At 39.6% G+C, this 16,703-nt stretch carries 17 protein-coding genes and 1 pseudogene; 8 read left to right on the top strand and 10 right to left on the bottom strand.

All coding sequences use genetic code 11. The annotated features are described in order from the left end of the window. Window positions 1–177: 177 nt before the first annotated feature. The 7 genes and pseudogenes from WKT11_RS17395 to WKT11_RS17425 all read right to left on the bottom strand — a co-directional run bounded on the left by WKT11_RS17395 (window position 178) and on the right by WKT11_RS17425 (window position 6,235). On the bottom strand, window positions 178–927 hold the full coding sequence (locus tag WKT11_RS17395; protein WP_340285269.1) for a hypothetical protein: 750 nt from the start codon (window positions 925–927) through the stop codon (window positions 178–180). Between the two features lie 2 nt (window positions 928–929). After that, on the bottom strand, window positions 930–1,616 hold the full coding sequence (locus tag WKT11_RS17400) for a hypothetical protein (RefSeq protein WP_117677684.1): 687 nt from the start codon (window positions 1,614–1,616) through the stop codon (window positions 930–932). 310 nt (window positions 1,617–1,926) lie between these two features. Beyond that, complete coding sequence (locus WKT11_RS17405; RefSeq protein WP_117677683.1) at window positions 1,927–2,385, bottom strand: metallophosphoesterase family protein; 459 nt, start codon at window positions 2,383–2,385, stop codon at window positions 1,927–1,929. A 69-nt stretch (window positions 2,386–2,454) separates the two neighbouring features. Next, window positions 2,455–3,681: pseudogene (locus tag WKT11_RS17410) on the bottom strand (endonuclease Q family protein); the annotation flags it as partial. A gap of 6 nt (window positions 3,682–3,687) precedes the next feature. Next, complete coding sequence (locus WKT11_RS17415; RefSeq protein ID WP_340285270.1) at window positions 3,688–4,308, bottom strand: M48 family metallopeptidase; 621 nt, start codon at window positions 4,306–4,308, stop codon at window positions 3,688–3,690. A gap of 45 nt (window positions 4,309–4,353) precedes the next feature. Beyond that, complete coding sequence (locus WKT11_RS17420; protein WP_178762206.1) at window positions 4,354–5,157, bottom strand: HD domain-containing protein; 804 nt, start codon at window positions 5,155–5,157, stop codon at window positions 4,354–4,356. A 94-nt stretch (window positions 5,158–5,251) separates the two neighbouring features. Beyond that, on the bottom strand, window positions 5,252–6,235 hold the full coding sequence (locus tag WKT11_RS17425; RefSeq protein WP_340285271.1) for a DUF3878 family protein: 984 nt from the start codon (window positions 6,233–6,235) through the stop codon (window positions 5,252–5,254). 115 nt (window positions 6,236–6,350) lie between these two features. Between WKT11_RS17425 and WKT11_RS17430 the strand changes: the two genes are divergently transcribed. The 7 genes from WKT11_RS17430 (at window position 6,351) to WKT11_RS17460 (ending at window position 13,242) form a co-directional block, all read left to right on the top strand. Beyond that, window positions 6,351–6,668 carry a hypothetical protein gene (locus WKT11_RS17430; protein WP_340285272.1) on the top strand — a complete coding sequence of 106 codons (318 nt, stop codon included), beginning with the start codon at window positions 6,351–6,353 and terminating at the stop codon, window positions 6,666–6,668. After that, the gene (locus tag WKT11_RS17435; RefSeq protein WP_340285273.1) at window positions 6,665–6,961 is read left to right on the top strand and encodes a type II toxin-antitoxin system RelE/ParE family toxin; all 297 of its coding nucleotides are present in this window, start codon (window positions 6,665–6,667) and stop codon (window positions 6,959–6,961) included. Before WKT11_RS17430 ends, WKT11_RS17435 begins: the two co-directional genes overlap by 4 nt. Window positions 6,962–7,428: 467 nt before the next feature. After that, window positions 7,429–8,151 carry a LytR/AlgR family response regulator transcription factor gene (locus WKT11_RS17440; RefSeq protein WP_340285274.1) on the top strand — a complete coding sequence of 241 codons (723 nt, stop codon included), beginning with the start codon at window positions 7,429–7,431 and terminating at the stop codon, window positions 8,149–8,151. Next, the gene (locus WKT11_RS17445; protein WP_340285276.1) at window positions 8,152–9,084 is read left to right on the top strand and encodes a hypothetical protein; all 933 of its coding nucleotides are present in this window, start codon (window positions 8,152–8,154) and stop codon (window positions 9,082–9,084) included. Next, a complete protein-coding gene (locus WKT11_RS17450) occupies window positions 9,068–9,898 on the top strand; it encodes a sensor histidine kinase (RefSeq protein WP_340285277.1) in 831 nt (276 codons plus the stop codon). The genes WKT11_RS17445 and WKT11_RS17450 overlap by 17 nt, the downstream gene beginning before the upstream one ends. Before the next feature lie 18 nt (window positions 9,899–9,916). After that, entirely contained in the window at window positions 9,917–10,804 is an 888-nt protein-coding gene (locus WKT11_RS17455; RefSeq protein ID WP_117845410.1) for an AraC family transcriptional regulator, read from the top strand. Between the two features lie 170 nt (window positions 10,805–10,974). After that, window positions 10,975–13,242 carry a glycogen/starch/alpha-glucan phosphorylase gene (locus WKT11_RS17460; RefSeq protein ID WP_118410725.1) on the top strand — a complete coding sequence of 756 codons (2,268 nt, stop codon included), beginning with the start codon at window positions 10,975–10,977 and terminating at the stop codon, window positions 13,240–13,242. A gap of 259 nt (window positions 13,243–13,501) precedes the next feature. Here the strand turns inward: WKT11_RS17460 and WKT11_RS17465 are convergent, their stop codons facing one another. Together WKT11_RS17465 and WKT11_RS17470 are read right to left on the bottom strand one after the other, a co-directional pair. Continuing rightward, window positions 13,502–14,662 (bottom strand): MBL fold metallo-hydrolase, encoded by a 1,161-nt coding sequence (locus WKT11_RS17465; RefSeq protein WP_340285278.1) that lies wholly within the window; start codon window positions 14,660–14,662, stop codon window positions 13,502–13,504. An 11-nt stretch (window positions 14,663–14,673) separates the two neighbouring features. Then, complete coding sequence (locus WKT11_RS17470) at window positions 14,674–15,330, bottom strand: Crp/Fnr family transcriptional regulator (RefSeq protein WP_340285280.1); 657 nt, start codon at window positions 15,328–15,330, stop codon at window positions 14,674–14,676. 184 nt (window positions 15,331–15,514) lie between these two features. Between WKT11_RS17470 and WKT11_RS17475 the strand changes: the two genes are divergently transcribed. Beyond that, window positions 15,515–16,156, top strand: a complete 642-nt coding sequence (locus WKT11_RS17475) for an endonuclease III domain-containing protein (protein ID WP_340285281.1) — start codon at window positions 15,515–15,517, stop codon at window positions 16,154–16,156. A 247-nt stretch (window positions 16,157–16,403) separates the two neighbouring features. On the opposite strand, the gene WKT11_RS17480 is transcribed toward WKT11_RS17475, so the two are convergent. Next, window positions 16,404–16,694, bottom strand: coding sequence for a hypothetical protein (locus tag WKT11_RS17480; protein ID WP_118410724.1), 291 nt, complete (start codon window positions 16,692–16,694; stop codon window positions 16,404–16,406). Between the last annotated feature and the right edge of the window lie 9 nt (window positions 16,695–16,703).

The following is a 16,703-nucleotide window of genomic DNA, read 5'->3' on the forward strand; positions in this document are numbered from 1 at the left end:
TCCTTTCTGTCTGTGGTTTCTGTCATTGTTTTTATTTTCAGTATACTTAATTATTAATTTACAGTCAACTTAAATTTTTAAGTTCTACAAACCCACCAAAAAAGGAGCGGAAAAACTGACAGATAGAACAAAATAAAAAACTTCTTTTCGAAAATTAACCGTTACTTTTATCCCCTGCTATATTTTCTGAAATTTTTTTATTTGATACATCAGTACCTCTTTCTCTCGGGAATTCGTTTCTTTGTCTAGCCATTCCAAAGCAGCCGAAACATTGAGTTCAAATCCTTTCCCAAAATAATTGAGCATTTTTTCATGAGAGCCACAAAACGGTCTGGCAATCACTCTTTTTACATTATCTTCTATTGAAAAATTCCAGTTTACGCTCAAATTTGCCGTCAACAAAGATACTCCATTATCAAAAATAGGAGCCGGTACAAATATACCATCCTGAAATACAACTGCCAGATTATTAAGATGTCTGTCTTCATTTAAAATAATCCAGTCTAACGTAAAAATTTTCTTCATATAATCCGTAATGTCAATTAAACATGTTTGTTTTATAAAGTTAACCACATACCCAATCCGTTCTTCCATTGTTTCCATTCGCCCAATCACTTCAGATAAATCTTTACCAAACTCATTATAATAAAGTCTGTAAAAAGTAATTAATTCTTCTCCTGGATTTAAAAAATTTTTACTTCGACACCCCATATTTTGGTTAATATATCCTTGCTCATATTCTACATATTCACTCTGTTCCAAAGTAGAAAAACTTAATAATTTAGAACACAAATATTCTGTTCTTCCTTCATGTCCTCTGTTATCTTTTTTGTACCAGTAATTATCTTTTCTATATTTGATCTGACTTCCTTCACTTGTTCCTGACTGAATTACAATATATTCATCACTGATTGTTTCCTGAAACATATTCACCTCACTAATACATCCTTACTTGTAAGCTTCTCTCCCGGAAATCTGAACCATATATAATCATTATAAGATACGCCATGAGTCTTACGCACGATTTCATATGGATTATAATACTTAAGTCCCAAATGCCTCAGAATTTCATCAATATCTGCTCTGTTTCTATCCCAACAACGCAGTTCTAAGATTTTATTTAACTGATACCTTGTCATATTCTTATCTGCAAATAGCTGCTTTAATGGATGTTCCACGAATCTGGAAACTGTAACTCTGCCACCTTTTACATAAACTCTTGCTGTGATTTCATCTTTCCAATATACTTCAAAGGTATAATCTTTCAATAGAGATTCTTTCTCTCTTTCACGCTCTAATGACTTAACAAAAGTCTCTAAAGGTTTTTTTAGTTTTTCTAATTCCTTCTTATTTTCCAACAGTTCCTGTTTACGAAGCAGATTTTGTTCTTCTTTCCAGATAATTCCCGGTTGTACAGGGGCAAGATATCTGGAATGTACTTTCCCTTCTGAACGCCATTGTTCATAATAATATATTTTTCCTTTAACCGACTTCGTAATGATAGATTTCCGATGCAAATCCATTGTTCCAAGTTCATATCCAATCATACGAAGCTTCTGTTGAACATCTTCCAATTCCTGTTTCGACTGCCTGTAAATACTTTCAGATCTTTCCATTCCTTTTTCCTCCAGACATGCACCTTACTAGTCTCTATTTTTATGTTATCATACAATATCATTTTTTTCAATTATGTAGGATATGTTTTTAATACATAAAAATAAAGAAAAAACTTCTTTTCAAAAATCATAATAGATTTTAAAAAGAAGTTTCTCTGTATAGCATTTATAATCTTTTATATATCTGTCCCCTATTTCCTGCATTAATTACAGTTACAATCAATTTTACATTCTTTTTTACATTCTTTTTTACATTCCTCCAGAGAATATTCCTCCTCTTTCTCCGGATCTGTATCATTCAATAATTAACTTACTTCTGCGGGATCATGGCAACCTTTTTCCACTGATAGGTTCCATTATCGACTGTCATTACTGCCATGGTGATCTCCTGGTCGAAGCGTCTGGGGCCGCAGCTTCCCGGGTTTAGCCATAGACGGTTGTCTATCATTTTTTCGAAGTATTTATGGGTGTGTCCGAAGATGACTACCTGTGTGTCTTTTAAATCCCAGTCCACATCTTTTTTATTGTGGGTCATGAAAAATTTTACGCCTTCTATGGTGAAGTGTAAGGTTTTCGCCATTCCTTCTGCCCACTCCTTGTCATTATTTCCGCGGACTACATAGATGGAGCCCATCATACGAAGCGTATCCAGGATTTCCGGTTTGTTTACGTCACCTGCGTGGATAATGCAGTCACAGTCTTTTAAAATTTCCAGTATTTCCGATCTGAGCAGGCCATGAGTGTCTGAGATAATTCCTATTTTCTTCATATATTATTTCCTCACCGATTATTCTCTTATAGGCAGTTTTCTAATTTCATCATTCCATGTTTAATTTTCATCAAACAGTTGTATTTTTCCATATTCACCATCATACCCCGGAATTCTCTTCACTTTTCCGGTTCTTACATTCTCAATTCCTTCTGCAATCCGTTCTCCTGCACAGGATTTAATATCTTCTGACGGTACGTTTCGCAGAATGTCGAATTCTGTTCCCAGTGTCTGAATCATCTGTTCAAAACATCCCTGTACTTTCTTGCTTGCAGTGGAATATCCCATACATGCAGAAATTACTTCCGGCAGAGGTACAAGACTTTCATATTTCTTGCCGTCTTCTTTCACAAAACCTTCCGCTCTGTCTGCAAGCTGTTCTACTCTGTGATCTACGCCCATGGTCAGCTTCTTTCCGCAAACGGGACAAATTCCACCCATACGTTCTGCTTCTACAGGACTTAATGATACACCACACTTTCTGTGTCCATCGAAATGATATTTCCCCTCTTCAGGAAAAAATTCTACTGTTCCTTCCAGTCCCTGGCCAGTCTGAATTGCCTGATAAAGTCCCTCATAGGAACAGTCAATATCCAACAGATTCGCCTCACGTCCCAGCTTAGACGGAGAATGTGCATCTGAATTGGATACAAGTTGATAGCGGTCCAGTTTGGAAATTCTCCAGTTCATAGCCGGATCAGAGGAAAGTCCGGTTTCCAGTGCATGCACATACGGTGTCAGTTCCTCGAAACATTCCTCTACAGAATCAAATCCTGATTTCGCACCTAATACAGAGAAATGGGGTGTCCAGATATGAGCCGGGATCAGAATTCCTTCCGGACATACATCCATCATCATTTCCAGAAGATCATGACTGTCCAGACCAAGAATCGGGCGGCCGTCAGAGTGAATATTTCCAATTTTCTCCAGACGCTGAGCCATGGCATCTGCTGCCTCCAGACTTGGAAGCAAAATCACATTGTGTACTTTTCTGGTCTTTCCGTTTTTCTTATAAATAGAACTGATTTCCCCGGAAACAACAAAACGTGTTCCTTCTCCCGGAAATTTCCGGCTATCTTCTTTTACATATTCATCTCTGAGACGATACAGGCCGTTTCCCTCTGAAACAAGTCTCTCCTTCAGTTCTTCTCTCCATACCGGATGCGTGAAATCACCTGTTCCGATCAGAGAAATCCCTTTCTTTCTCGCCCAGAAATCCAGATTCTCAGGCGTACCTTCTTTACTTGTCGCCATGGAAAATCTGGAATGAATGTGCAGATCAGCTATTGTTTTCATTATTCATTATAACCTCCATCCATTCTCTTTCAGCCATAACTTGTACGTTTCATACTCCGGCATTACTTTTTCGACCTCGTCCCAGAATGCCTTCGAATGATTCATCTCTTTCAGATGGCAGAGTTCATGTATCACTACATAATCCAGCACTTCCGGCAGTGCAAGTATCAGTTTCCAGTTAAAATTCAGATTCTTCTCACTGCTGCAGCTTCCCCATCTCGTTTTTTGCTCTCTGATGGTGATATTGCGGTAAGAAACGCCCATGAGTCTGGCAAAATAAGAAGCTCTTTTGGTAATCGTTTCTTTTGCTTTTCGTATATAGACATTCCGTTTTGCCTCGCTCAGATCTGCACTCAATGGCTTCTCTTCCCTGTATTCTTTTGTCCGTTCCAGACATCCCAGAACCCACTCCTGCTTCTGGTTTACAAATCTTTTGATCCGCGGCAGACCTGTACGGAGCGGTGCACGGACAATCACATTTCCATCCCTGCGCACCTCCAGAGTCATGGTTTTTCGGGCACTTCTTATAACCTGATATTCAAATTCTCCGCAGGTGAATTTCTCCTGATTTTTCTCTGTTTTATCCATATCCATTATAATCATTCTTGTCTTTTCATATGTCCCCACCCACTATTTATTGCTTTTCGCAATTGAAGCAGGGGCTTACTTGATTTATTTTTTGTTTCGAATTCTCTCATCCATATATTTCTCCAGCTCTGCCTCCAGAGCATCCATCTTTTCCTGTGTTTCCGGCAATGCATAGGGAACTCTGTCCTTAATCCGTTTCACATAGTCATGTTCACGCATAATCTCATATGTTTCCGAGAAATTGATGTCATAATACTGTGCAATATAGGAAATCCAGTAGTCCATTTTTGAAACCCTGTCTGAAGATAATACAGATTCCTTTGCCATACAGGACTCCCACACCTTTGGCGCGATCACTCCTTCACCAACACCCTTCTCATCCACTCCCAGAAGTGTTTCCATGGACTCTTCCAGTTTTACCCTGCAATTATCCAGCTTGTCTGCATCCCGAATTAATTTTGCATGAAGCAGAGTTCTCTCATCCGTAATTCCTTCCAGTTTGAAATCACTGTGTTTTTCAACTGCAGTACAGATCAGACTGTCAAATCTGTCATCCTTCACAAATCTGCGGATCATTTTCTCCGGTCCGAACAGAAGCTGTGCACCATATGCTGCATGCTCCATAGTTCCCGGTTCAAAGCTGTCAAATCTCCTGATCTGTTCAAATCTGCCAATATCATGGAGCAATCCGATTACCTTCGCCAGTTGTACATCTTCCTCTGTTAATCCCATACGGCGGGCAATGTCCTCTGCAGCATCAACCACTCCATAAGTATGTACGATTTTCAGATGAATCTTATCATCCGCTCTGTCATATTCATCCAGATATGCTTCAAAAGCAGCTTTTGCCGTATCGAAATCTCTTGTTAAGTCTAATAATTTATCCATTATTATAATCCCTTCTTTATTTCTATTTAGACTACTTTACACAAAAACAGCTAATATATACTTTGCATAAATTATAAGGGCTTTATCCAAAGAATTACATTTTCTCAACCATTATTTTCTGCTTCCATACACCTTTTCTCACAATCATAAGATATACCTGAAACGATATGGAATCACAGTCATAAATGAAAGGTTCTTCTCTGTAGATCAGAGTCTGAACATTCGCTGCTTCCAATTCTTCTTTTCTTCGTTCCGCTTTTTCCATCAGTTCATGCAGATATTCATTCTGTTTCCTTCCAAAATCTCTGTCCGGATAGACCGAAGCTGCTTCCCTGATTTTTTCTCCCAACAGAGTAACCACCGGTAAATGACTGCTCCTGCAAAGCATTCCGGCTATCTTTCTGGTATTTGATATATCTGTTTTTTTTTCATAACGCCTGAGCATTTTTCCCAGTTTTTCATCTCCCGCTTCCGTTGCCAGTTCCTGCATAACTGCCAGAGCTTCCGCCGTTGCCTCCCATGGGTTATCCACCGGAACAATATACTTCTCCGGTACTGCCGGATAAAAAAGATAATTTAATGGTGGAAAATCCCGCAGCATCGCCAGCTTTCGTTCCTGTTCAGTACAATATTCTTCTCCCAGATACTCATATTTATCACGCAATATAGCAATCTGGTACTCCATTACCCTGAGATTTTCATAGCCCTTCACCCAGAAATGTCCCAACTCTCCATAGTTGTACAAATGTGTTTCCAGCAAAATATCTTCAAAAAATACAGTAAACACATTTCGCCCCTGATGAACCACCAGAATATACTCTGCCTCACATAAATCCCTGTCTGCTCTCTCTAGAGAACCCTCAAATTCCCCTTTATAATCCCTGACATAATTTCCTGTCATCCTGGCATTTTTCAAAACCAGAAAACTCTCTACCGCATCATTCATCAGGTAGATCAGACGTAGCTCTCCACTCTCTGTCTGTCCGGTAAAACCGTCCGGAATATCCACAAACTCACACAGTTCCTGCTCCAGAAGTAGATTTAATTTTTCAAAATTGTCTTCCATTATATCTTCCATCCTTAATTCCTGCTGTTTCTGTACAATATCTTTCGCCGATTCTGTTTAACACACTTGATAAGAGAATCCATTGCATCGTTTCATGGAATTACTGCAACGCAGAAGCAGGATACATTTGCACAATTTTACAGATATATTTTATGATAGCACTAATCATATTTTCTGCCAAATAGAAAAATTTTTCTGTCCAATAAAGACACTGGTTTTACGCCCTGTTAAAGAAAATACCAGTGGTGAATTTGCCGAACAGATTCTTGCCGATCTGATCAGACAGGGATATAGCGGGGAAGAATTACTTGAGAAATTTAAACAGGCACAGCGAAAAGTCCGTCCGGCAGTTGAAGCAATGCTTGCCGAAGCAGACCAGGTCGCAGAATCTAAATCAGGAGGATACTCCTTAGAGGATGTTTTCGGAACGGAGGATGAAAAATGACACAGGTACAGATCCTTCCACCTGCAGCAAAATTTCTGAAAAAACTCAAAGATAAAAAGCTGAAATCTCTGTACAAAGAAGCTATTGAAATGATATGTGAAGATTATTCCATCGGCGAAGAAAACACAGGTGATCTGGCAGGAATGTACGGTTATGATATTTATTATAATAAGACTAATTATGAACTGGCATATAGGGTGAGACAGCTTGATGATCTGATAATCATCGTTATCATGGCCGGAACCAGAGAAAATTTTTATGAGGAGTTAAAACGTTATATGTGCACTATATAACAGTACATATTTGTATCACCTTTGTCATTTGTATTATTATCAGAAGTTTCCTGATGCTTCCAAGTGCTTTATATATGTCCATAATAATTTTCAGACAGTCATTCTTATAATATTTTTCTTCTCCCATGGAAACAATACCGCTTTCACATATATCTATATTCAGCGCTTGAAAGTACCAGGAATAATAATTTTTTTCACGTACAAAATCTCTAAAACCTCTTCCTTGTTTCCATATCCTGATTGTATCACACAGACTCCCGAAATCGCATGCATTCACACAAACAACTATATTTCACTACATATTTAACCATTTTTTCCAATCTTCCTCACAGATAAATTGCATCCCGTCATTTTTTATAGTATGATTATTGAAAATACAGTTCATTTTATCCATCTGACATATCCGACAGATATTGTCACTGACATAAGAAACTACAACCACGTTAATAAAGGAGCTTAATCCAATTTTGAAACTTGCAATCTGCGAAGACAACCCTTCACATTATGAAATAATACATACTATTCTGCAAAAGTATCCTCCGGGATTTTTTAAAATAACACATTTCACATCCGGTGATGAATTTCTCCGGGCTGTTGCTGAAAATGGATGCTCTTATTCCATTGTACTGACAGATATTGATCTTGGTTCTGACACTGTAAATGGCATCTCACTTGCAGAAAAGATCAACCATATCAGCCCGGACACTCAGATTATTTTTATCAGCCAGTATCTGCAATATGCTACCGCAGTATATGAGACAGAACACACCTACTTTATCCATAAACAGCAGATGGAAAAATATCTCCCTCTGGCTCTGAGAGCAGCATGCCAGAAGCTTGAGAAACTGCATACACGATATCTGTATTTCTCCGGAAATTCACGCAATTATCAGGTGCTCTGCTCCGATATTCTTTATCTGGAGCGGAATCTGAGGCAGACCACCATCTATACCAGAACAGGAACATATACAACAAAAGAAAGACTGACAGCTCTTACAGAAAGAATGAAACCTGATTTCTGTCTCTGTCATAACAGCTTTGCCGTTAATCTTCACGCTGTACGTACTTACAGTCATAAAGGCATTATACTTTCTGATAATACAGAGATCCCTGTCAGCAGGTCTTATTACCAGCAGTTTAAGGATGCTTTTGCTTTCATGATGCTTGCCAGTCACAGGGAGGTGCCGTAAATGGGCAGTCATATGATCAATCTATTTTTGTGTATTCTATCCAGCCTTTATCTGTGTTTTGGACTGCTTTACTTTTACTGCAGGATCCTGCCCTGCAAACGCAAGATCTCACTTCCACTTTTTTTGTGTCTGTCAGTATTTATGGCACTGTTATTTTGGATCAAGCGTGAATCACAGCATAACGAAATTACAATCGTATTTCAGCTTACAGCATTTCTTGTAACACTTTTTTTATTCCAGGCATCTTTTATGAAAAAATTAGCTGTTTATTTTATTTTCCAGCTGCTGATAATCTGTCCGGAAATTTTATGTACCAGTGTTTTCATAGCACTTCATAATCTTTTTATACCGACCCATATCTATACTCCGCACAATCTGATATCCAGCTGTTCACCTGTAGAATATTTCGTCATTGAACTCTCCAACATCCTGCTTGGCCTGTTTCTTCTCTGGAAAATATCAGAAATCCTGCGACAGTGTATAGATTATTTGAAAATACTCACCTTTTTACAACTGTTACTGCCACTGGTCGCTCCGGTTTTTCTCAATGTTATAATTTCCCTTCAGAAAAAGCCCGTAGCAATTCTGGCTCTGAGCATCATTTACTGGATCATATGCATCGGCAATTATCTGCTGTTTCTGCGTGCAGTCCGTTCTTTAGCCCAGCAGCACAGGGAATATTTACAGAAAAAAATGGAAATTGAGTTGATGAAAAAGCAGATGAATGATTCCGTTCAGTTAAGTAATGAATATGCCAATCTCCGAAAATGGAATCACGATATTGAGAATCACATCATGTCTGTCATGTATTTGATGAATATGAAAAAATATGAGGAAGCAGAAACATATACCGCTTCTGTTCTGTCCCGGCTTAATTGCAGACCACAAGAAAAACAACCAGAGGAGAATTGCAGTCATGAAAAAGAACATTAAATTGATTCCTTTATTTCTCTTCCTCTTTATATTCCAGTTGTTATATTTTCTGTCTACGATTTATACAGAAAAAATTGATCATATGTTTCTGATCCTGGCAGTGTTTATGATTCTTATCTGTATTCTTTTATACTGCGTGCTTTCTGATGTGTTAAAGAAATCCAATACTGAAATGGAACTGGCTTTTCTTCAAAAGCAGAAACAATTAAAACAGGAACAGGATTACAGTCTTCAGATCCGCAGACAGGATACTCAGGATTTTCAGGTCAAAACTGCACAGGGACTTCAGAACTTCCAGTCACTCCTGGAGCAGGGAAAACATGAGCAGGCCGACACTGCCATCAAAAATCTGAATCAGACTTTTCAGAAGGATCGTTTTCATCCTTACTGTCAGAATAACCTGTTGCAGGCAATCCTGGAAGGGAAACGGCTCCGCGCCAAACAGGAACATATCCAGGTGTCCTATGAAATCCTTTTACCGGAAAAGATTTCCATTGATACAACTGACCTGAGCAGTATATTTTTTAATCTTCTGGACAATGCTATCGAAGCTTGTAACGCTTCCGGCAATCCTGATTCTGAAATCCGGCTGTCTGCAAACATTTCCAACGGATTTCTGACTGTGTATATGCACAATACCAAAAACCCGATGCAGACTTTTACACATAAGACTACAAAATCAGAACCGGAGGCTCATGGATATGGGCTTTCTATTATTGAAGATATCTGTCAGAGGTATAATGGCTCCTATCAGTGGATTGACCATAATGATACTTTTGATTCCATTGTCTTACTACAGATAAAAAATCTCTGAAAAAAGGAGGCGCTTTCCATGCCAGTTACTCCCACAATTGAAGTAGATGATACCCTGAAAGAACGAAGTTCTCACGGCTCCTTTGAGCTTCCCATAGAAACCTATACAGACAACTGCCAGATCTTCCATTCTCTCTATAACCACTGGCATGATGAGATGGAACTGATCTATATTGAATCCGGCAGCGGTCTGGTACGTCTGAATAAAGAGATTCTCCGCGTCAAGTCCGGTGATCTGATCATCGTAAACCGTGGAGTTCTTCATGGCATAAAAACAGATCTGAAGAATATCCTTTATTTCAGAAGCATTGTATTCGACCTGAGCTTCCTGTCCGGTCCGGTGGGAGATTTATGTCAGGAACGTGTCATTTCCCTGCTGATGGAAAATCAGGCGGAATTTACGCATATTATTTCTCCAGCAGACAGCAACTATGAAAATATCTGCCAGCTTTTTGATACAATCCACACCTGCCATAAGGAAAAAAAGCCTTATTATTTTGTAAAATTAAAAGCTCTGTTTTTCAGTTTCTTCTATGAAATGCTCATGGGAAATTACATCATTCCTGCGGATAAAGAACAAAATAAGAGTCTTGCTTCTATTAAAAAGATCCTGGACTATATTAACCTGAACTACGCCCAGCCCCTCAATGCCGCAGACCTTACTGCCATGTCAAATTACAGTGAATACTACTTTATGAAACTGTTCAAACAATATACGGACAAGACTCTGATTGCCTATATCAATGACCTGCGCATCGAGAAAGCCAAGCCTCTGCTTCTGCACTCCGATTCCTCTGTCACAGAGATCGCACTGGAAGTAGGTTTCAACAACACCAGCTATTTCATCAAGAAGTTCCAGCAGGCAACCGGAATGTCTCCTCACAAGTTTCGCAGAAACCTGTCATAAAATCGCAATTTTGTTGTATTTTTTTAAATTGACTGCTGATATAGTTATAGATGTCAGGAAGAGAACTTCTCTTCCTGATATAAACCAGAAAACAATACACTATTCAAAACTAAAAAATAAGCAATCTAACTCATAAAAAACACATATTCATTTCAGAAAGGGAGATTACGATGGAAAATTTAGAAAAGCTCATCTATGACCTGTATAAGAAAAATGCACGCCAGTGCACAAATGAAGAAATTTACAACGCATTATTGATCTATACAAAAAATCAGCTTTTTGAAAAAGGCTATCAGGATGGAAAGAAGAAAATCTATTACATTTCCGCAGAATTCCTGATCGGTAAATTATTATCCAACAACCTGATCAATCTGGGAATCTATGATGATGTTGCTGCATTCTTAAAAGAGAATGGAAAAGCCATCGCTGACATCGAAGAAGTGGAACCGGAACCATCTCTTGGAAACGGTGGTCTTGGACGTCTGGCAGCATGCTTCCTGGACTCCATCGCAACTCTCGGTCTTCCGGGCGAAGGTATTGGTCTGAATTATCATCTGGGTCTTTTCAAACAGCTCTTTGAGAACAGACTTCAGAAAGAAACTCCGAACCCATGGATTGAAGAACACAGCTGGCTCACACCTGCAGGTGTTTCCTATACTGTACCGTTCCGCGGATTTTCACTGAAATCTTCCCTGTACGATATCGATGTTGCAGGCTACAATAACAAATCCATTCATCTGCACTTATTTGACATTGATCTGGCAGATGAATCCATGGTTCACGATGGAATTTCCTTTAACAAAAAGGACATCCTTCACAACCTGACACTGTTCCTGTATCCGGATGACAGCGATGATGACGGACGTAAGCTCCGTATCTTCCAGCAGTACTTCATGGTATCCAATGCTGCACAGTTCATCCTTGACGAGGCAACAAAGAAAGGCTGCAACCTTCATGACCTTGCAGACTACGCAGTGATCCAGATCAACGATACTCACCCAAGTATGGTCATTCCGGAACTGATCCGTCTCCTGACAGAGCGCGGAATCGACTTCGACGAAGCTGCTGAGATTGTATCCAAAGTATGTGCTTACACAAACCATACCATCCTCGCAGAAGCTTTGGAAAAATGGCCGATGGACTACCTTCTTGATGTAGTTCCTCACCTTGTACCGATTATCGAAAAGCTGGATGAGAAAATCAAAGCAAAATATCCACAGGAAAATGTAGCCATCATTGACAAAAATAATCTGGTTCACATGGCACATATGGATATCCACTATGGATTCTCCATCAACGGTGTTGCTGCCCTGCATACAGAAATCCTGAAAACAAGCGAGCTGAAAGCTTTCTATGATATTTATCCGGAGAAATTCAATAACAAGACTAACGGTATCACATTCCGCCGCTGGTTAATGCACTGCAATCATCCGCTGACAGACTATATTACCTCTCTGATCGGTGATGAGTTTAAAACAAATGCAACTGCACTGGAAAATCTCCTGAAATATAAGGATGATGACGCAGTTCTGAACAAGCTTCTTGAGATCAAAACAGAAGCTAAGAAAACCTGTAAAGAATTTATCCTGTCCAACACAGGTGTTGAAATTGATGAGAACAGCATCTATGATATCCAGATCAAACGTCTCCATGAGTACAAACGCCAGCAGTTAAACGCTCTGTACATCATCAGCAAATATCTGGAAATCAAGGGTGGAAAGAAACCATCTCAGCCTGTAACCTTTATCTTCGGTGCAAAAGCAGCTCCTGCTTATGTAATCGCAAAGGATATCATTCATCTTCTGCTTACACTTCAGGATCTTATCAAAGATGATCCAGAAGTTGCACCACACATGAAGCTTGTTATGGTTCAGAACTACAATGTATCTGCAGCTGAGAAATTATTCCCTGCATGCGATATTTCTGAACAGATCTCCCTGGCTTCCAAAGAAGCAAGCGGTACAGGTAACATGAAGTTCATGCTGAACGGTGCTGTTACTCTGGGAACTATGGACGGCGCTAATGTTGAGATCAGTGAACTGGTCGGTGAAGATAATATCTATATCTTCGGTGAATCCAGTGAGAAAGTTATCGAGCATTACGAGAAAGCAGACTACTGCTCCAGAGATATCTATGAAAATGACAAACGCATCAAAGAATGTGTTGACTTCATTGTAAGTGAAAAGATGCTGGCACTTGGCCATAAAGAAAATCTTGAAAGACTGCATCACGAACTGGTAAGCAAAGACTGGTTCATGACTCTGCTTGACTTCAACGATTATGTTGAGAAAAAAGATCAGGCACTGGCTGATTATGCCGACAGAAAAACATGGGCAAAGAAGATGCTGGTTAACATTGCAAAAGCCGGATTCTTCTCTTCTGACAGAACTATCGAACAGTACAACAACGATATCTGGCACCTGACACCGGCGAAATAATCGTACATCATAGTTATTATCATATAAAAACTAACAGCAGGTACTGTATATTCAATGGAATATACGGATACCTGCTGTTTTTTGTAAATTCTGTAAAGTCCTTACCATCCATTTTTGTTCCCGGCAACATACCTTACTTCGATTTTACTTCAATAAACCTTACCTGATTCTTCTCAAATGAATGGACGAATATCCACAATTTACTTTGCTTATTTATAGCAGAATGACAATTTCATAGTTTAAGTATCTTTATAGTAGTTTAAATATCTTTATAGTACGCCGGCGAGATAACATCTGCCTCTTTGCAGGAACAGCCATTTTCATAGCAGTCACAGCAATCACAGTTAGAACAATACATATGTGTATCCGGGATATAAAATAATCCTCCATAAAGCGGTGATGTACGCAACTCTTTTGATTCTTTTTTACTGTTCGCGAAATGAATTCCATTAGAGATCATCATGTTTTCCGGTTCGTACTGCGAGAAATCAAAATAATGTTCCTGAGTTCCATGATGTGGCACTTTAATGCACCAGTAATGCTCATATAACGGCAACTTCCCATCATAATTTTCTGCGATCATCTTCAAATGTCCCGGCTGTACATCTCCGGTAAACAACAGGTTCAGTTCTCCATCTCTTGCATTCTGAAAAACAATACTGATCTTATGTTTAAACTGTCTCAGATTAACTTTATTTGTATTCAGAAAACTGAGAAGCTCTTTGAATTCAGGTATCGCTTTAATCCTCCGAAACTCCCGGTCATAGACATATGCCAGAGAAATCTTCTCCTGTTCTTCCTCTGTCTGTGCCTTTCCTTCCTCTGTCATAGACCAGATGATTCTGCGCAGTTTTTCTGCAAAATTCAGCAATTCTTCCATAACCGCTGCAAGATTTTCGTTTTTGCAGATCTCATTATATACCTCATCTGTTTCTCTCTGAATGACATCCGTATCCGGCCATAATGCCTGATATTTATCCTCAAAAATCTTACCTCGAGAAAGCAGTTCCAGATTCTGTCTGTTCTCCAGAAGTGCATCCACCAGTGCAAAAAGGCTGACCTGACGGCTCGGAAGCCCTGACTCCTTCAGCAGATCCGCCAGAAGCAACAATACAAGTGTCCTGCTCATTTCTTCTTTTGAAAACACATCCGGCAGATAAATTTTCCCAAAATCCAGAGAACTGTCTCTGTTTTTCATCATATAAAGAAGTCCCGACAGATGGTCCATATGAAAATGTGTCAGAAGCAGGTTCTTACAGTTAATCGTAGATAAATCCGAAATGATCACATCAAAGATTTCTCTTCTCGGGCGCCCCTCTATTCTGCTGTTATTAGTTCCGAAATCCACCAGCAGACTCTTTTTTCTATCCCGGAGACAGAAGCAGTCTCCGAAACCTACATTATACATTCGTACTTTCATTCTTTTCCCTCTTATTTTAAAATAAAATGATTCTTTCTATAACTGATAATACCCTCTTTCTGCATCCTTGACAATTCCGCCGACAATGCACTTCTGTCAACTGCCAGATATTCAGCCAGCTGCTGTCTGTTAAATGGAACAGTAATATCATTGCTATCCTGTTGTCCTGCCTCACTTGATAGATAGGCAAGCACTTTTCCTCTGATTGTTTTCTTGCTGATCTGGTCGATTTTTCTGGTAAGTGTGAGATTTTTCTTTGCCAGGATCCCTACCAGATTTTCTACCAGTCTGCGGTGAAAGTCACAGGCTGAGGTGCAGGTCTGAAGAACTCTGTGAGCATTCAGCATCAGAACCTGAGATTCTTCTACTGCTATCGCACTGACCAGGAGAGGCATTTTCTCCATACATGCATATGCCTCCCCGAAAAGCTGTCCTTTTCCAAAACCGGCAAGAATCTGTCTTTCCCCCCAGTAGTCATCACTGATGATCTGAACTTTTCCCTCTATGATCATTCCAAAATTCTCTGTCACTTCCCCTGCCTGGAAAATGTATTCTCCTTTGCGGTATGTTTTGACAGCGGCATTCAGGCACTCCAGCAGACTTGTTATTTCTTCTTTTGTAAATCCCCTGAACAGACGGGATCTGCATAGAAATTCTGTATCTATCATATAGTTTTCTTTTCGTAACTGTGAAGGTACTGAACAGTTACTCCTTTTCATTATTTTTTATATGCTTTGTTGTAAATACAACGGCTGATTTTATTTTAATATAGGAAAATCGGAAATGCAAGCAGAGCTTGTTTATGATATTATAGAAATACAATAAAATATGAAACGGAGTTAGAAAATATATATGACAAAACAGGAATTAGCCCTTGAGGTTATTGAGCGATTGAAAAAGGAATATCCGGATGCGGATTGTACTCTGGATTATGATAATGCGTGGAAATTATTGGTAAGTGTGCGTCTGGCTGCACAGTGTACAGATGCGAGGGTGAATGTGGTTGTGCAGGATCTGTACGCAAAATATCCTACAGTAGAGGCTCTTGCAAACGCCGACGTAGCTGACATCGAAGCAATCGTGCGTCCTTGCGGACTGGGAAAGAGTAAAGCCAGAGATATCAGCGCATGCATGAAAGTTTTACATGAACAGTATCATGATAATGTTCCTGATGATTTTGATGCTCTGCTGAAGCTTCCTGGTGTGGGAAGAAAGAGTGCAAATCTGATCATGGGAGATGTGTTTGGCAAACCTGCGATTGTTACGGATACACATTGTATCCGTCTGTCTAACCGTATTGGCCTGGTAGATGGTATAAAAGATCCTAAGAAGGTAGAAATGGCTTTGTGGAAGATCATTCCACCGGAAGAGGGAAATGAGCTCTGCCATCGTCTGGTTAATCATGGACGTGATGTCTGTACAGCACGTACAAAGCCATATTGTGATAAATGCTGCCTTAACGATATCTGTGCAAAGAATGGTCTGAATCAGTAAAGCGGACATTCGCAATCCGCTTCGCTACTTGCTCATGAACGCAGTCGCTTCGCGATCTGCGTTCAAACTAATCATTTATTTTCTTTTATATCTGACTTGATACCCCATGGGCTGCTTTTCCACAGGCAGAGAATCCTGCATGCAGGATTCTCCGCCTATGGCGGGTCGCTTTAGCGCTATAATTCCTCTCCGCAACAGTGTGCTCCTGCCCGGAGAGCTTTTTATTATTTTTATTATCATAGGAATTTTACTTATTTTGTTCCAGGCTGGCAAAAAAGAGTTCATAGAAGTCATCTTCCCCTGCCAACTTTGGAGAGTTCTCTCCTCCACCGTTTGTACTTCTTCGCATAGTAGCATAGAATTCTTCGCCGGCGGTGATCAGATCCATTTCATAAATTTCATATCCAAGTTCCCGGCACTTGACACAGAAAGCATCCAGTGGCTGTTTTTCTTTTCTGGTATCCATCAACTGTTGCCAAATGTTACGGTCTTTCAGTGCTTTTTCCCTTAATTCGTCTAACATTGCTCCGATTTCCATAATAACATT

The sequence above is a fragment of the Blautia sp. HCN-1074 genome, from assembly GCF_037890165.1.
Classification (GTDB): Bacteria; Bacillota; Clostridia; order Lachnospirales; family Lachnospiraceae; genus Blautia_A.